Genomic DNA, 14,266 nt, shown 5'->3' with positions numbered 1-14,266 from the left:
TAGGGAGTTCAGCCCGATGCACGCCATGCAGTACCGGATCACGCTGCCCGCCGACTACGACATGAAGATCATCCGCCGTCGGGTCGAGTCCAGGGGCCATCTGCTCGACGACTTCCCCGGTCTCGGACTCAAGGCGTACCTCATCCGCGAGCGAGGTACGGGGGCACCTCCCAGCCGGAGGTCGAGGGCGGCTCACCCGTCAACCAGTACGCGCCGTTCTATCTGTGGAACACCCCGCGGGGAATGAACAGCTTCCTCTGGGGGCCGGGATTCCGGGGAATCATCGATGACTTCGGGCGCCCCGAGGTCGAGCACTGGACGGGGCTGGCCTTCGAGCACGGGCCCGCGGCGGGCCGGGGCCCCCGTACGGCCACCCGCCGCGCCGTGCCGATCCCGCCCGGCGAGGATCCGGCCACCGTCATCGACCGCGCCGCCGGCGCCGTCCGCGAGTACGCCGCCACGCCCGGCGTGCACTCGGCCGCGCTTGCCGTCGACCCCCGGCACTGGGAGCTGCTGCACTTCACCCTCTGGGAGCACACCGCTCCCGCCGCGGCCGGGGACCGCTACGAGGTGCTGCACGTGTCGGCGCCCGAACTGGACACCATCGAGACGGGACAACAGTGGTGAAGCAGGCGAACATCGACCGCGAGGCGGGGTACCGGCTGCTCGGCGAACTGGCGGGCCCGGAGACGATCGAGGCCACCCTCTCCCGGCTCGACGCGGTCGCCCCCGGCTTCCCGGACTGGATCGTGACGGCCCTGTTCGGCGGCACCTACCAGCGCGAGGGGCTGACGCTGCGCGACCGGCAGATCGCCAACCTCGCCGCACTGGCGGCGCTGGGCGGTGTGGAGCCGCAGCTGGACGACCATGTGCGCAACAGCCTGCGCATCGGGATCGAGCCGCGCGAGATCGTCGAGGTGATGGTCCATCTCGCCCCCTACATCGGCGTGCCGAAGGCGCTGGCGGGGCTGCGCGTCGTGACGGCCGCCCTCGGGAAGGACGCGCTCGCGACGGAGGAGAGCGCGAAGGACGAGAGCGGGAAGGACGCGGCCGCATGAGGACGGTCCGTACGGTCCTCGGCGACATCCCGCCCGGCCAGTTGGGCGTCACCGACGCGCACGACCATCTCTTCTTCCGCGTTCCGGCCCTCGCCGGACAGGAGCTGGACTCCCCCGGCGCCGCGGAGGCCGAGCTGCGGACGTTCCACGAACTGGGCGGCCGGAGCGTGGCGCAGTGGACGCCGTTCGGTCTGGGGCGGCGCGCCGCCGACCTCCCGGCGGTCTCCCGGGCCTCGTCGGTGCACGTGGTGGCCGCGACCGGGCTGCACCAGGCCGCGCACTACGCGCCGAAGGCGCTGGACCGGCTGCGGGGCCGGGCGGCCGAGTTCTTCGTGTCGGAGCTGACACGGGGGCTGCGGCCGGGCGACGACCCCGACGCCCCGCCCGGCACCGCCCGCGCGGGCATGATCAAGGTCGCGGGCGGCTTCCACGCCCTCGACGCACACGCCCGGTACGTCATGACGGCGGCGGCGCAGGCCCATCACGCGACCGGTGCCCCGATCGGTGTCCACCATGAGCTGGGCACGGCGGCGCCCGACGTCCTCGAACTGCTCTGCGGGAAGCTGGAGGTGCCGCCGTCGAGCGTGATCCTCGGCCACCTCAACCGCTCGCCCGACCTCCGCGCGCACCGCGAACTCGCCGCGTCCGGGGCCTTCCTCGCCTTCGACGGCCCCTCACGGGCCAACCACGCCACCGACTGGCGGCTGCTGGACTGTCTGCTCGCCCTCGCGGAGGCCGGCCACACCGGACAGCTGCTGCTCGGCGGTGACACCACGACGGCCGGGGCACGCGCCGCGACCGGCGGCGGGCCCGGTATGCCGTATCTGCTGCACACCCTGCGGCCGCGGATCGAGCGGGAACTGGGCGTGCGGGCGGCCGAGGCGCTCTTCGTGGCCAATCCGGCGCGGGCGCTGTCAGCCGAGTGGATCGACGGCTAGGACGGGCCCGGTCGCGAGCTCCGCGACGACGGCGGCGTGATCGGAGGGCCACACCCCGTCGACGGGCGCGTCGCCCGCGCGGCGGGCGCTGCGGATCCGGCCGCGGCCACCGGGGCCCGGGAGTCCGACGAGGAGGTAGTCGATACAGCTCGGGCGGTCACCGAAGTTGACCGAATCCCGGTGGGCGATGTCCCAGGTGCCGTGCGGCTGCGAGGGGTCGGCGAAGCGCCAGGCGTCCAGCAGCACCAGCCCGGGTACGGCGGGCGCCGTCCGGTAGCCGCCGATCAGCCGCATCTCGTCGAAGTCGGGCTCCGCGTTGAAGTCGCCGGACACGACGGGCGGGAAGCTCCCGCCCGCCCGCTCCGTCCCCCACCCCGTCCGCTCGTCCACGAACGCCGCCAGCTCCCGCACCTGCGCGCAGCGCACGGCGGACTCCGCCGGGCCGGAGTTGAGATGGGTGGTGAAGAACGGCAGCGGGCCCCCGGGGGCGTCGATCAGGGCGTGCAGGACGGTCTTGCCGTCGTCGGGGAAGCCGCCCGCCGGCAGCCGGCGCTCCGCCGTCTCCAGGATCGGGTACCGGCTGAGGACCGCGACTCCCACGTCGACCGAGGTGTCACCGCCGTTGCGCCGGTGCCAGCGGTCCTGGACCGGTGAGCGGGACCAGGCCCATTCCATGCCGAGTTCCTTGGCGAGCCACCCGGCGAAGTTCTCGCTCGTGCTCCCCCACACCTCCTGCAGCCCCAGGACATCGGGCCGTTCCTCCCGCAGCACGTGCGCGATCGCGTCCCTGCGCGCTTCCCAGGGCCCGAACCGCCACCACAGATTCCAGGTCATCAGGCGGATGGTCCCACCGTCCCGGGCGCTCGCAGTATCCACTGGCCGCTTCCTCTCCCGACGCCTACGGTGGCGGAATGCCCACCCAGGTGATCATTCTCAACGGCGGATCCAGCGCGGGGAAGAGCGGAATCGCCCGCTGTCTGCAAACCGTCCTTCCGGAACCATGGCTGAGCTTCGGCGTCGACACCCTCGTCGACGCGCTGCCCGCCGCGATGCGGGCCTCGGACTCCGGTATCTCCTTCGGCCCGGACGGCGACGTGACCACCGGGGCCGCGTTCCGGCTGCTCGACGTGGCCTGGGCCGAGGGCATCGCGGCCATGGCGCGCGCCGGCGCCCGGATCGTCGTCGACGAGGTGTTCCTCGGCGGCGCCGGTTCGCAGGCCAGATGGCGCACGGCACTGGCGGGTCTCGATGTGCTGTGGGTCGGGGTGCGGTGCGAGGCCGGGGTCGCCGCGGAGCGGGAGGCCGCCCGCGGTGACCGGGTCGCGGGCATGGCACGCTCCCAGGCCCTGCTCGTGCACGAAGGGGTGGAGTACGACCTCGAGGTGGACACCACCCGCACCGAGTCGCTGGTGTGCGCCCGCGCCATCGCCGCGCGGACCGGCTGATCCCGGGGCGCCCACCGGCCTGGGGCTCGCCTTTCCGGGCGTCTGAAAGGATATTCGGACCACCGTTGTCTCGGGAGAAGGCCACTTATGCAGCCGTCGCACGCGTCGTCGCCCCGGTCCGCCGGGCCGGTCACCGGGCCCGGGGCCGGCGCCGTCCTGGAGAGCAACCGGCTGCGGTCGGACCCGGCGCCCTGGTGGATGCCGCTGTCGACGGCCGTGCTCGCGGGCGTCATCGCCGGTGTACTGGCGGACGACCGGCTGCTGCGGCTGGTGGTGCCGTTCGCCGTGGCGGCGCTCGCCTGGGGTGCCGCCGCCGGATGGCGGCGGCTGCGGCCGCTGACGTTCTGGCGGCTGAGCGCGAGCGGGCTGCAGCAACTGCGGGGCGGCCGGGTGCGGGTGACCCATCCGTTCTCCCGCGAGCGGCCGCTGACGCTGCTGGTGCCGGACCTCGAGGTCCTGGCGCCGGCCGAGTACGGGGCGACGAAGGTCGGCAGGCTCTGCTCGATGGGCGTGGAGGACATGGCGCTGGCGATGTTCCCGTTCCATCTGACGGCCCGGCGGCTCGGTGCCCCGGTCCGGATCGTGGACCGGCAGGGCGCGGCCTCGGGCGCGGCGGTGCACTGGGAGACGGTCTTCGCCCGCCGCGAGGCGGCGCTGCTGTCCGCCGCGGCGGAGGGACCGCTGCCGGCGGCCCAGGAGGGCGCGGTCGAGCTGTCGAGGGCCGAACCGGGGCTGCGCGGCCGGCAGTACGGACGCCGGCTGGCGGCGCTGGCCTGCGGTGCGACCGCGCTGCTGGTCGCGGCGGTCGTCGACGGCCCGACGGCGGTCCCCGGACGCGTCGCGCTGATCAACGCCCTCGGTGTCGCGGTCGTGGTGCTGGCCGCGGGACACCTCGTCCGGCTGGCCGGGAACCGGCCCGCGCACTGGACCGTCACCCCGGAGCGGATCACCGCCTTCGACCCGGTCTTCGGCAGCACCGACCTGGCCGCCGAGCGCATCGCCGGGCTGGTCGCGCAGCCGCTGTCCGCCCCCGGCGCGGGAGGCGGCGGGGCCGAGCCTGCGGCGCTGCTGCAGATCTACGGCCATGACCTGGCGCTGCTGGGCACCGCGCACACCGGCCGGATCCCGGCGGAGGAACTGTTCGCGGTGCTGCGGTCGCGCGGCTACCGGGTGATCGAGGACGGGCCGCGCAGCCGCGCCTACGATCTGCGGCCGGGCTTCCTCCCCCATCAGCTCGCCCCGGACGCCGTGCTGGCCGTCAGCTCGGAGTATCTGCGCTGGGAGGGCGGCAGCACGGAGATCCGGGTCCAGCGCGCGGACATCGGCGCGATGGAGATCAACACCCGTCACGGTCACCCCTGGCTGCGGCTGCGCGGCAAGGACGGGACCGAGCAGCTGAACGCGCCGCTCAGCGCGCTCCGCATCTCCCGCACCGAACTGCGGGACCGGGCGCGGGCGTTCGGCTATCCGCTCACCGACCCGGAGCACGACGCCTATCAGACGGCGGCCTACGCGAGTCTGGCGGCGGGCGTCGTCCAGGACCGGCCGGCACTGCCCGCCGGGGCGTCCGCGGAGCCCGTCGTGCTGGACATGCCCTGGGCCACCCGCAAGTGGTACTACATCGCGGGCGCCGTGCTCATGGTCGTCGTGGTGGGCGTGGCCGGCTTCAAGACGCGCTATCTCAGCGGTGACATGAGCTGGCTCCTGTGGGGCCTGCCGGCGGCCGCGGCCGCCGGCGCGCTGGTCGGCGGACTCTACGACCTGCGCCGCCCGGGGCTGGCCCTCGGCCCGGACGGCATCCGCCTCGCCTCGCGCGGCGGTTCGGGCCGTACCCGGTGGGAGCACCCCCGGACCGCGATCGGCGGCATCGGCGTCGACACCCACGAGGAGGGCCAGGAGGCGCTCTTCGTCTGGTCGCCGACCGGCCAGGTCATCCGCAAGGAGAGCTTCGACCTGCCGGACACCGACCAGTTGCGCCGGGCCTGCGAGAGCGCCGGCCTGCCGTTCGGCCGCCCGGACCCGGGCCGCTGGGGCCCGCCGCCGGAGATCTGACGCGGCCCCGCCCGCCGGTCAGGGCGAGCGGGGCCTGCCGCCCGGCGGTCAGGACGAGCGGGTGCCTGCCGACCGGCGGTCGTGGTCACAGCGCGCGGTCGCGGCCCTCCCAGTACGGGTCGCGCAGCCGCCGCTTGTAGAGCTTGCCGTTGGGGTCGCGGGGCATCTCGGTGATGAAGTCGACGGTCCTGGGCCGCTTGTAGCCGGCGAGCCGCTTCTCGCAGTGGGCCAGGATGTGGTCGGCCAGTTCCGGCCCCGCCTTGTGGCCTGCGGCGGGTTCGATGACGGCCTTGACCTCCTCGCCCCAGCTCTCGTGCGGGATCCCGAAGGCCGCGGCGTCGGCGACGGCGGGGTGGGTGAGCAGCGCGGCCTCGATCTCGGCGGGGTAGATGTTGACGCCACCGGAGATGATCATGTCGATCTTGCGGTCGCGCAGATACAGATAGCCGTCCTCGTCGAGATAGCCGAGGTCGCCGACGGTGAAGAAGTCGCCGATGCGGTTCTTCCTCGTCTTGCCCTCGTCCTTGTGGTAACTGAAGCCGCCCGTCTTCATGTTGATGTAGACGGTGCCGACCTCGCCCGCCGGCAGCGGGTTGCCGTCGTCGTCGTAGATGGCGATCTCGCTGATCGGCCACGCCTTGCCGACGGTGCCGGGCCGCTTGAGCCAGTCGGCGGCGGGGGCGAAGGTGCCGCCGCCCTCGCTGGCGGCGTAATACTCCTCGACGCAGGGCCCCCACCAGTCGAGCATGGCGCGCTTGACGTGCTCGGGGCAGGGCGCGGCGCCGTGGATGGCGTGCCGCATGGAGGAGACGTCGTAGCGCTCCTTGACCGGCTCCGGGAGGGCCAGCAGGCGGTGGAACTGGGTGGGCACCATGTGCGTGTGGGTGCAGCGGTAGCGGTCGATGACGCGGAGCATCTCCTCGGGCGACCACTTGTCCATCAGGACGACGGGGTGCCCGATGTGCAGTGCCGCGCCCGCGAACTGGAGCACCGCGGTGTGGTAGAGCGGCGAGCAGACGAGATGGACGTTGTCGTCGAACGGCTTGATGCCGAAGATCCCGAGGAACCCGCCGAGGTAGGTCTCCTCGGGGAGCTTGCCGGACAGCGGGCGGCGGATGCCGCGGGGGCGTCCGGTGGTGCCCGAGGTGTAGTTCATGACCCAGCCGCTGGTGCGGTCCGCGGGCGCGCCGACCGGCTGTCCGCCGGTCAGTTCGGCGTACGGCCGGAAGCCCGGCACCTCGCCGACCGAGAACCGCCGGTCCACCGGGAACTCCGCCTCGTCGGCGGCGGCCAGCGCGTCGGCCGCGAACCGCTCGTGGGCGATGAGGACCTTGGCGCCGGAGTCGGACAGGATCCAGGCGATCTCGGGTGCCACGAAGTGGTGGTTGACCGGCACCACGTAGAAGCCGGCCTGGAACGCGGCCAGATAGGCGGTGAAGAACTCGACGCTGTTGGGCAGCACGACCGCGAAGGCGTCACCGGGTTCGAGCCCGGCCTCGCGCAGTCCGTGGACGAGCTGGTTGCAGGCGGCGCTGAGCCGGCCGGCGTTCCATTCGTCGCCGTCCGGGGCGACCAGCACCAGCCGGTCGGGGTCCTGGGCGGCCTGTGCCCAGAAGCCGTTGGGTGCGGTGGACGTCATGGTGCCTCCTCAGGCTCGGCCGGCGATGCGGTTGATGCGGTCGACGGCCCGTTCGAAACCGCGGGTGAGATCGTCGAAGACCGCCTGGACGCTGCGTTCGGAGTTCATCTGGCCGACGATCTGGCCCACCGGGGTCCCGAGCAGCGGTTCGGTCTCGTACTTCTGGATCCGGGAGACCGCGTCGGCGACCAGCAGGCCCTGCAGCGGCATCGGCAGGGTGCCGGGCCCGGCCGGGTCCTCCCAGGCGTCGGTCCATTCGGTGCGCAGCTGGCGGGCCGGCTTGCCGGTCAGGGCCCGGGACCGGACGGTGTCGCCGGAGCCCGCCGCGAGCAGTTTGTCGATGAGCACCTGCGAGGGGAGTTCCGCCTCGGTGGTGGTGAGCCACACCGAGCCGAGCCAGACGCCCTGGGCGCCCAGGGCCAGTCCGGCGGCGACCTGTTCACCGGTGCCGATGCCGCCCGCGGCCAGCACGGGGATGCCCTCGACGGCGCTGACGACCTCGGGGACCAGCACCATGCTGGCGATCTCGCCGGTGTGGCCGCCTGCCTCGTAGCCCTGGGCGACGACGATGTCGATGCCGGCGTCCTTGTGGTGCCCGGCGTGCCGGGCGCTGCCGGCTAGGGCGGCGACGAGGATGTCGTGCTCGTGGGCGCGGGCGATGACGTCGGCGGGTGGCGAGCCCAGCGCGTTGGCGAGGAGTTTGATCGGGTAGTCGAAGGCGACGTCGAGCTGGTTGCGGGCGACCTGTTCCATCCAGCCGGTGATCCGCCAGCCCGACACGTCGTCCGGTCCCAGCTCCGGCACCCCGTGCTTGGCGAGCACCTGGCGGACGTACTCGCGGTGCCCTTCGGGGATCATGGCCTCGATGTCGGCCTCGGTCAGTGATCGCCCTCCGGGAGCCTCGACCTTCTTGGCGGGCATCACGACGTCGAGGCCGTAGGGCCGCCCGCCGGTGTTCTCCTCCATCCAGTCCAGGCTGCGGGCGAGTTCGTCCGCGTCCGAATAGCGCACCGCACCGAGCACGCCCATTCCCCCGGCGCGGCTGATGGCCGCGGCCACCGCGGGGAACGGCGTGAAGCCGAAGATGGCGTGCTCGATACCCAGCCGTTTGCTCAGCTCCGTCTCCATGGTGGGCAGGATGCCGCAGCGGGCGTGGAGACGGAAGAGATTATCTGACGCAACGTCAGATATTTGGGAAAGTCAGCGCCGCTCCCGGTCGTTCACGGCCACGCCCGGGGCCGCTTCCGGGGCCGCTCCCGCCAACCCACGGCCGCTCCCGGGCACTCACAGCCGCTGCGGACCGCCCTGCTGCGCCGCGACCTTGCGGTAGAGCGCGAGCGCCTCCGCCGAGCGGCCGAGCTGCTCCAGGCAGTGCGCCTCGTCGTTGCGGCTGGTGAGGGTGTCGGGGTGGGCCGGGCCGAGCACCCGCGTCCGGGCGTCGGCGACCTCGCGGTACACGTCCAGCGCGGTCTCCCACCGGCCCAGCCAGCCGAGCCCCACCGCGACCTCGCGCTTGCTGACCAGGGTGTCGGGGTGGTCCGCGCCCAGTGCCTGTTCACGGATCTCCGCGACGGTCCCCGCCTCGGCCAGCGCCTGGTCCCAGCGGCCGAGCCGGCCGAGGTTGACCCCCAGGGCGTGCCGGGCGCGCAGCGTCTCGGCGTCGGACGGGCCCGCCGTGCGGGTGCGGGCCGCGACCAGGTCGCGGTAGAGCTCCAGCGCCTCGGCGCTGCGCCCCAGCCGGCCGAGGCATATCCCCATCTCGTAGCGGGCGGCCAGGGTGTCCTGGTGGCCGGCCCCCTGGGTGCGCTCATGGGCGGCGGCCACCTCCCCGTACACCTCCAGCGCCTCGGCCCAGTGGCCGAGCTGCCCCAGCACGTAGCCCACCTCGTAGCGGGTGACCAGCGTCTCGGGGTGGTCGGGGCCCAGCACCCCGGCCCGGACCGCGGCGAGTTCGACGGCCATCGCGTGCGCCTCGTCGAGCCGTCCCAGCCGGCCCAGGTTGAAGGCCAGGTTGTGCCGGCAGCGCAGGGTGTCGGGGTGCTCGGCGCCCAGGGTGCGCTCGCGGGCGGCGAGCACCGCGGAGTAGCCCTGGTGGGCCTCCAGGTGCAGGCCGAGCCGGCCGAGCGCGTACGCCGCCTCGTGCCGGGCGGCGAGAGTGTCGGGGTGGTCGGCGCCGAGGACCCGCTGCCGTACCCCGGCGACGTAGTCGTACAGCCGCATCGCGTCCTCGGTCCTGCCCAGCCGGGCCAGGCAGGACGCCGCCTCGTGGCGGCTGGTCAGGGTGTCCGGGTGCTCGGTGCCCAGCGCCCGGTCGCGTTCCGCGGCGACGGCCGTGTGCAGGTCGTACGCCTCCTGCCAGCGGCCCAGCCGCTCCAGGTCGATTCCCTCGGTGTGCCGGGCGGCCAGCGTCGCGAGCTGCTCGGGCGCGGGCGCGACGGCGCCCGAGGCGGTGCGGGTGGACCAGGCGCCGGTGAGTTCGTGGCGCGGCGGCGCGGCGGCGTGGAAGGCCCGGGTGGCACGGGCGCCGGAGTCGGAGGCCAGGTCGCGCGCCCAGGACGGCAGCGGGGCCGCCGGGACGACCGGGCGCTCCGCCGCCCCGCGCATCGCCTTCAGCCGGCCGCCGACGTCCGCCGCGTTCTGCGGCCGGTCGTCCGGGGCCTTGGCGAGCAGGTCCAGGATGAGCCGCTCCAGCTCCTGCGGCAGGTCGGGCCGGCCGGCGCACAGCGGCTCGGGCACGGTGTCGCGGTGCGCGACCAGCACGGCCCAGGCGTCGTCCATGTCGAACGGCGGCGCCCCGGTGGCGAGCTCGTACAGCACACAGCCGAACGAGTACAGGTCGCTGCGCTGGTCGACCTCGGACGCGCCGATCTGTTCCGGCGACATGTAATGCGGGGTCCCCATGGCGATGCCGGTGCCGGTGAGGCGGGAGGTGAAGCCGATGTCGTGGCCGAGCCGGGCGATGCCGAAGTCGCAGATCTTCACGGCGCCGTCGCTCAGCCGGATGATGTTGGCCGGTTTCAGATCCCGGTGCACGATGCCCTGCGCGTGGGTGTACGCCAGCGCCGACGCGACCTGTTCCGCGATGTCCATGAGGTCCGGGACCGGCAGCGGCTGGCGCCGGGCGTCGTCCAGCACCTGGAGCAGATTGCGTCCGTCGAGCAGCTCCATCACCAGGAACAGCACGCCTTCGTGCTCGCCGAAGTCGTGCACCACGGTCACCCCGCGGTGCTGCAGCGAGGCCGCCACCCGGGCCTCGCGCCGGAACCGCTCCTGCAGGATCCGGGTGAACCCGGCGTCCGCCGCCGGGCTCAGCGGCTTGAGGCACTTGACCGCGACCCGCCGCCCGAGCGACTCGTCCAGTGCCAGCCAGACCTCGCCCATCCCGCCCCGGCCGATCAGCTCGTTCAGCCGGTACCGGCTCTGAATGAGCGTGCCACTGCCATCGTGTACAGCCGCCATCATCCGCCGCCGCCCCCGTCGTTCCGCGTACGTCCCCCGGCGTCCAGTATGGCCGCAGGCACCGCCGGGCGGCACGCCGCATTACGGCAGGGAACGAGCCCCTTCGCGCAGCTTGTACACGGACGGATGGCTTCCGGGCCCCAGCCGCCCCACCGCCTTGAGGATATGTCCCGGCGGCAGCTGCCAACGCAACTGGGAGGGGATGGTGCGCAGCGCCCGGCCGGCCAGCCGCAACCGCAGCCCGGCGGCCGCCGCGGACGGTGCGGGCCGGCCGTACAGCTGCTGAGCGAAGGGCGGCAGCGCCGCGTAGGCCAGGTCCGCGACCCGGGCCCACAGCAGGGCCCTGGCCGGCACCAGGGGCCAGGGCACCGGCGGTGCGTGCAGGAACTCGTACACCGCGTCCGAGTCCGCGGTGGCGGCCAGCTCCGGCCGGACCCTCTCGAAGTAGTCGGCGAGCGCCAGGGTGCTGTCGGGGACCGTGCCGGGATCCAGGCCGACCAGCCGCGCGGCGGTGCGCTGCTCGTCGACGTAGGCGTCGGCCTGGCCGCCGGTGAGCGGCAGCCCGGACCGTCGGGCGGCCGCCAGATACGAGTCGATCTCGGCGCAGTGCACCCACAGCAGCAGGTCCGGGTCGTCCACGCCGTACCGCTCACCGGTGCGCGGATCGGTCGCGCCGAGCCGGCGGTGTATGCCGCGCACCCTGGCCCCGGCCCGCTCGGCCTGGAGGGAGGTGCCGTAGGTGATCGTGCCGACGAAGTCGGCGGTCCGCAGCAGCCGCCCCCAGGCGTCCTTCCGGAAGTCGGAGTTCTCCATGACGCCCCGCACGGCGCGGGGGTGCAGGGCCTGCAGATACAGGGCGCGCACCCCGGCGACCCACATGATCGGGTCGCCGTGCAGCTGCCAGGTGACCGACCCGGGCCCGAAGAGCCCGGGGTCCGCGTCGCGCATCGCCGCCTCCCTCACCGCCGGTGTACCCCCACCCCCACGCTAACGGCGGACGCGCGGCATACCCAGGCCGATCCACGAGATGATCTCCCGCTGGATCTCGTTGTTGCCGCCGCCGAAGGTGAAGATGACCGCGCTGCGGTAGCCGCGCTCCAGCTCACCGTGGAGGACGGCGCCCGCGGAGCCCTCCTTCATCGGGCCGGCCGCGGCGGCGATCTCCATCAGCCAGGCGTAGGCGTCACGGCGGGCCTCGGAACCGTAGACCTTGACCGCGGAGGCGTCCTGCGGAGTGAGCGTCCCCTGCTGGAGGGCGTCCACCATCTGCCAGTTCAGGAGCTTCATCGCGTCGAGCCGGGTGTGCGTCAGCGCGAGCCGGCGCCGCACCCAGCCCAGGTCGATGACCCGGCTGCCGTCGGCGAGCTTGGTGTCGGCGGCCCAGCGCTGCACGTCGTGCAGGGCGCGGATCGCCATGGTGCCGTGGGCGGCGAGGGTGACGCGTTCGTGGTTGAGCTGGTTGGTGATCAGCCGCCAGCCCTTGTTCTCGGCGCCGACCCGGCGGCTCGCCGGGACCCGGATGTTCTCGTAGTAGCTGGCGGTGGTGTCGTGCGAGGCGAGGGTGTTGATGATCGTGCAGGAGTAGCCGGGGTCGGAGGTGGGCACCAGCAGCATCGTGATGCCCTTGTGCGGCGGGGCGTCCGGGTCGGTGCGCACGGCGAGCCAGACCCAGTCGGCGGTGTCGCCGTTGGTGGTCCAGATCTTCTGGCCGTTGACGGTGTAGGTGCCGGTCTCCTCGTCGCCCTCGCGCACCGCGCGGGTCTTGAGCGCGGCGAGGTCGGTGCCCGCGTCGGGCTCGGAGTAGCCGATCGCGAAGTCCAGTTCACCGGAGAGGATCTTCGGCAGGAAGTACGCCTTCTGCTCCTCGGTGCCGAACTGCATGATCGTCGGGCCGACGGTGTTCAGCGCCATCAGCGGCAGCGGCACTCCCGCCTGTGCCGCCTCGTCGAAGAAGATGAACTGCTCCATCGGCGACAGCCCCCGGCCGCCGAACTCCGCGGGCCAGCCGATGCCCAGCCAGCCGTCGGCGCCGAGCCGGCGGACGGTGTCCCGGTAGAACTTCTTCTGCGCCGCGGGATCGGCGTAGCGGGCGTAAACGTTGTCCGGCACCAGTCCGGCGAAGTACGAACGCAGCTCCACGCGCAGTTGCTGCTGCTCGGGTGTGTAGTCCAGGTGCACGGCCCCTCCTAAGGTCTCCGGGTCCCCGGTCCCTGCGGCGACGGCGGACAGACTAGAACGCGTTCCAGTAATTCGGAAGGGTTAACGCCGCGCGGTGAACCACGCCGTCACTCGGTGACCGGCGCGGGGCAGGACGGGTCGAAGTCCTGGATCGCCAGCAGGGTGTCCCGCAGCATGCGCACCAGCAGCGACCGCACCACGTCCCGCTCCAGCCCCTGATGGCCGAGCCAGTCCAGGGTCACGCCCTCCACGCACGACAGCCATCCGACCAGCGCGGTGCGCGCGACCACCGGGAGCTCCCGGTGCCCGTACGCGCCTTCGGCGATCGCCGCGAGCAGTTCCTCGCGCACCGCGTCGCGGACCGCGTGCACCTCGGCGTCGAAGCCGACACCGCCGCTCACGATCGTGCGGTAGGCGGCCTGGTTGTGCTGGGCGTAGCGCAGATAGCCGTCGACGGTGCGGTGCACGCGTTCGGCGCGCGGCAGGTCGGCGGTGCTGGAGGCACGCACCACGAGCTCCTCGACCGACTCCCGCACGATGGCGAGGTAGTAGCCGCGCTTGTTCTTGAAGTAGTAGTAGATCAGCCCCTTGGCGACGCCCGCGTGCCGTGCGATGTCGTCCATGGAGAGGGCGTCGTACGAGGTGTTGGCGAACAACTTGCGGCCGGTGGCTATGAGTTCGGCTCGCCGCGCCAGGGACCGGTCGGTGCCGCGCGGTCCTCGTGGAACGTCCGTTCCACGCTGTTGACTATTATTCAAAATCGGGCCTACTCTCCAACTGCCACAGGATTTCCGCAGTATGCCAGAAGGCCGCCGGGTGTCACCGCCCTCCGCCGGGTCCTGTCGCGGCACTTCCCCGCACCTCCTGATCACCCGCACCGCCGCACCGGCCGGGCATCCGCCGCCGGTGGGATCCGCTGCACCCTGGGAGGAACCGTGAGCGCTGCCGGCCGTCGTGCTGGTGGTCCTCGGCGGCGGCGCCACCCCGGTACGTGCCGCCGACAGCGCGTCGGGCGCGCCGCGGGCCGGGTCCCGGCCGCCGACGGTGACGACGAGCCGCTTCACCCCGAACGGCTTCGCGCTCTCCTCGGTGACCACCGTGCCCACCGCCGGAGGCCCGCTGAAGGTCATGGTCGTCAGCATGGCGTCGGCGTCCCTCACCGACTACCGGCTGTCCACCCACGAGGGCCCCGGCCGGCTCGCCCTGAGCGCGGACCGGCTCGATCTCAGCGGCAACGTCCTGCTGTACCTCACCCGGCTCAGCGGCTGCGTCGAGGGCGTGTTCTGCGTGACCTTCACCCCCGACAGGCTGCCGATGCCGCCCGTCATCCCGCCCGGTGTCTTCCTCACGCACGTGGAGGCGGAGCAGGCCCTCGTGACGTCGGACAGCATCGTCGCGCGGTCGCTGCGGCTGCGGGCGGAGCCCTCGCCGTCCTAGATCATGTGGGGCGGGCGCCGCGCCGGGCCCGCTGCCGGGGTGCCTTCGCCAGGCCCGGTA

The 14,266-nt window shown here is 73.2% G+C and carries 12 protein-coding genes and 1 pseudogene; 6 read left to right on the top strand and 7 right to left on the bottom strand.

What is annotated here, in order from left to right; translation table 11 throughout:
* The first annotated feature begins 16 nt into the window (after window positions 1-16).
* From LNW73_RS29180 to LNW73_RS29170, 3 genes and pseudogenes are all read left to right on the top strand, one after another.
* Window positions 17-627: pseudogene (locus LNW73_RS29180) on the top strand (DUF4865 family protein).
* Entirely contained in the window at window positions 624-1,058 is a 435-nt protein-coding gene (locus tag LNW73_RS29175; protein WP_250991942.1) for a carboxymuconolactone decarboxylase family protein, read from the top strand. Before LNW73_RS29180 ends, LNW73_RS29175 begins: the two are co-directional and overlap by 4 nt.
* On the top strand, window positions 1,055-1,996 hold the full coding sequence (locus LNW73_RS29170) for a phosphotriesterase family protein (RefSeq protein ID WP_250991941.1): 942 nt from the start codon (window positions 1,055-1,057) through the stop codon (window positions 1,994-1,996). The genes LNW73_RS29175 and LNW73_RS29170 overlap by 4 nt, the downstream gene beginning before the upstream one ends.
* On the opposite strand, the gene LNW73_RS29165 is transcribed toward LNW73_RS29170, so the two are convergent.
* Window positions 1,973-2,830: an endonuclease/exonuclease/phosphatase family protein gene (locus LNW73_RS29165; protein ID WP_250991940.1), complete on the bottom strand. Its 858-nt coding sequence runs from the start codon at window positions 2,828-2,830 to the stop codon at window positions 1,973-1,975. The two genes, LNW73_RS29170 and LNW73_RS29165, sit on opposite strands and share 24 nt — an antisense overlap.
* 77 nt (window positions 2,831-2,907) lie before the next feature.
* Here LNW73_RS29165 and cpt point away from each other — a divergent pair, with 77 nt between their 5' ends.
* Both cpt and LNW73_RS29155 read left to right on the top strand, forming a co-directional pair.
* Complete coding sequence (cpt, locus tag LNW73_RS29160; protein WP_250991939.1) at window positions 2,908-3,441, top strand: chloramphenicol phosphotransferase CPT; 534 nt, start codon at window positions 2,908-2,910, stop codon at window positions 3,439-3,441.
* An 87-nt stretch (window positions 3,442-3,528) separates the two neighbouring features.
* Window positions 3,529-5,493, top strand: coding sequence for a hypothetical protein (locus tag LNW73_RS29155; RefSeq protein ID WP_250991938.1), 1,965 nt, complete (start codon window positions 3,529-3,531; stop codon window positions 5,491-5,493).
* Between the two features lie 85 nt (window positions 5,494-5,578).
* Here the strand turns inward: LNW73_RS29155 and LNW73_RS29150 are convergent, their stop codons facing one another.
* From LNW73_RS29150 to LNW73_RS29125, 6 genes are all read right to left on the bottom strand, one after another.
* Window positions 5,579-7,132, bottom strand: coding sequence for an acyl-CoA synthetase (locus LNW73_RS29150; protein WP_250991937.1), 1,554 nt, complete (start codon window positions 7,130-7,132; stop codon window positions 5,579-5,581).
* Window positions 7,133-7,141: 9 nt separating this feature from the next.
* Window positions 7,142-8,260, bottom strand: a complete 1,119-nt coding sequence (locus LNW73_RS29145) for an NAD(P)H-dependent flavin oxidoreductase (RefSeq protein WP_250991936.1) — start codon at window positions 8,258-8,260, stop codon at window positions 7,142-7,144.
* 156 nt (window positions 8,261-8,416) lie between these two features.
* Entirely contained in the window at window positions 8,417-10,594 is a 2,178-nt protein-coding gene (locus LNW73_RS29140; protein WP_250991935.1) for a serine/threonine-protein kinase, read from the bottom strand.
* A gap of 78 nt (window positions 10,595-10,672) precedes the next feature.
* Window positions 10,673-11,539: an oxygenase MpaB family protein gene (locus LNW73_RS29135; protein WP_250991934.1), complete on the bottom strand. Its 867-nt coding sequence runs from the start codon at window positions 11,537-11,539 to the stop codon at window positions 10,673-10,675.
* A gap of 39 nt (window positions 11,540-11,578) precedes the next feature.
* A complete protein-coding gene (locus tag LNW73_RS29130) occupies window positions 11,579-12,769 on the bottom strand; it encodes an acyl-CoA dehydrogenase family protein (protein WP_250991933.1) in 1,191 nt (396 codons plus the stop codon).
* 107 nt (window positions 12,770-12,876) lie between these two features.
* Window positions 12,877-13,527, bottom strand: a complete 651-nt coding sequence (locus tag LNW73_RS29125; RefSeq protein WP_250991932.1) for a TetR/AcrR family transcriptional regulator — start codon at window positions 13,525-13,527, stop codon at window positions 12,877-12,879.
* A 196-nt stretch (window positions 13,528-13,723) separates the two neighbouring features.
* On the opposite strand from LNW73_RS29125, the gene LNW73_RS29120 reads away from it, so the two are divergent.
* Window positions 13,724-14,206: a hypothetical protein gene (locus LNW73_RS29120; RefSeq protein ID WP_250991931.1), complete on the top strand. Its 483-nt coding sequence runs from the start codon at window positions 13,724-13,726 to the stop codon at window positions 14,204-14,206.
* Window positions 14,207-14,266 lie beyond the last annotated feature (60 nt).

The organism is Streptomyces sp. RKAG337 (assembly GCF_023701715.1).
Lineage (GTDB): Bacteria > Actinomycetota > Actinomycetes > Streptomycetales > Streptomycetaceae > Actinacidiphila.
This window is presented reverse-complemented; position numbering and strand designations above follow the sequence as displayed.

Coding starts and splice junctions, on each gene's coding strand:
- LNW73_RS29155 (WP_250991938.1), top strand. CDS start 3,529: ATGCAGCCGTCGCACGCGTCGTCGCCCCGGTCCGCCGGGCCGGTCACC.
- LNW73_RS29140 (WP_250991935.1), bottom strand. CDS start 10,594: ATGATGGCGGCTGTACACGATGGCAGTGGCACGCTCATTCAGAGCCGG.
- LNW73_RS29135 (WP_250991934.1), bottom strand. CDS start 11,539: ATGCGCGACGCGGACCCCGGGCTCTTCGGGCCCGGGTCGGTCACCTGG.
- LNW73_RS29150 (WP_250991937.1), bottom strand. CDS start 7,132: ATGACGTCCACCGCACCCAACGGCTTCTGGGCACAGGCCGCCCAGGAC.
- LNW73_RS29170 (WP_250991941.1), top strand. CDS start 1,055: ATGAGGACGGTCCGTACGGTCCTCGGCGACATCCCGCCCGGCCAGTTG.
- cpt (WP_250991939.1), top strand. CDS start 2,908: ATGCCCACCCAGGTGATCATTCTCAACGGCGGATCCAGCGCGGGGAAG.
- LNW73_RS29165 (WP_250991940.1), bottom strand. CDS start 2,830: ATGACCTGGAATCTGTGGTGGCGGTTCGGGCCCTGGGAAGCGCGCAGG.
- LNW73_RS29145 (WP_250991936.1), bottom strand. CDS start 8,260: ATGGAGACGGAGCTGAGCAAACGGCTGGGTATCGAGCACGCCATCTTC.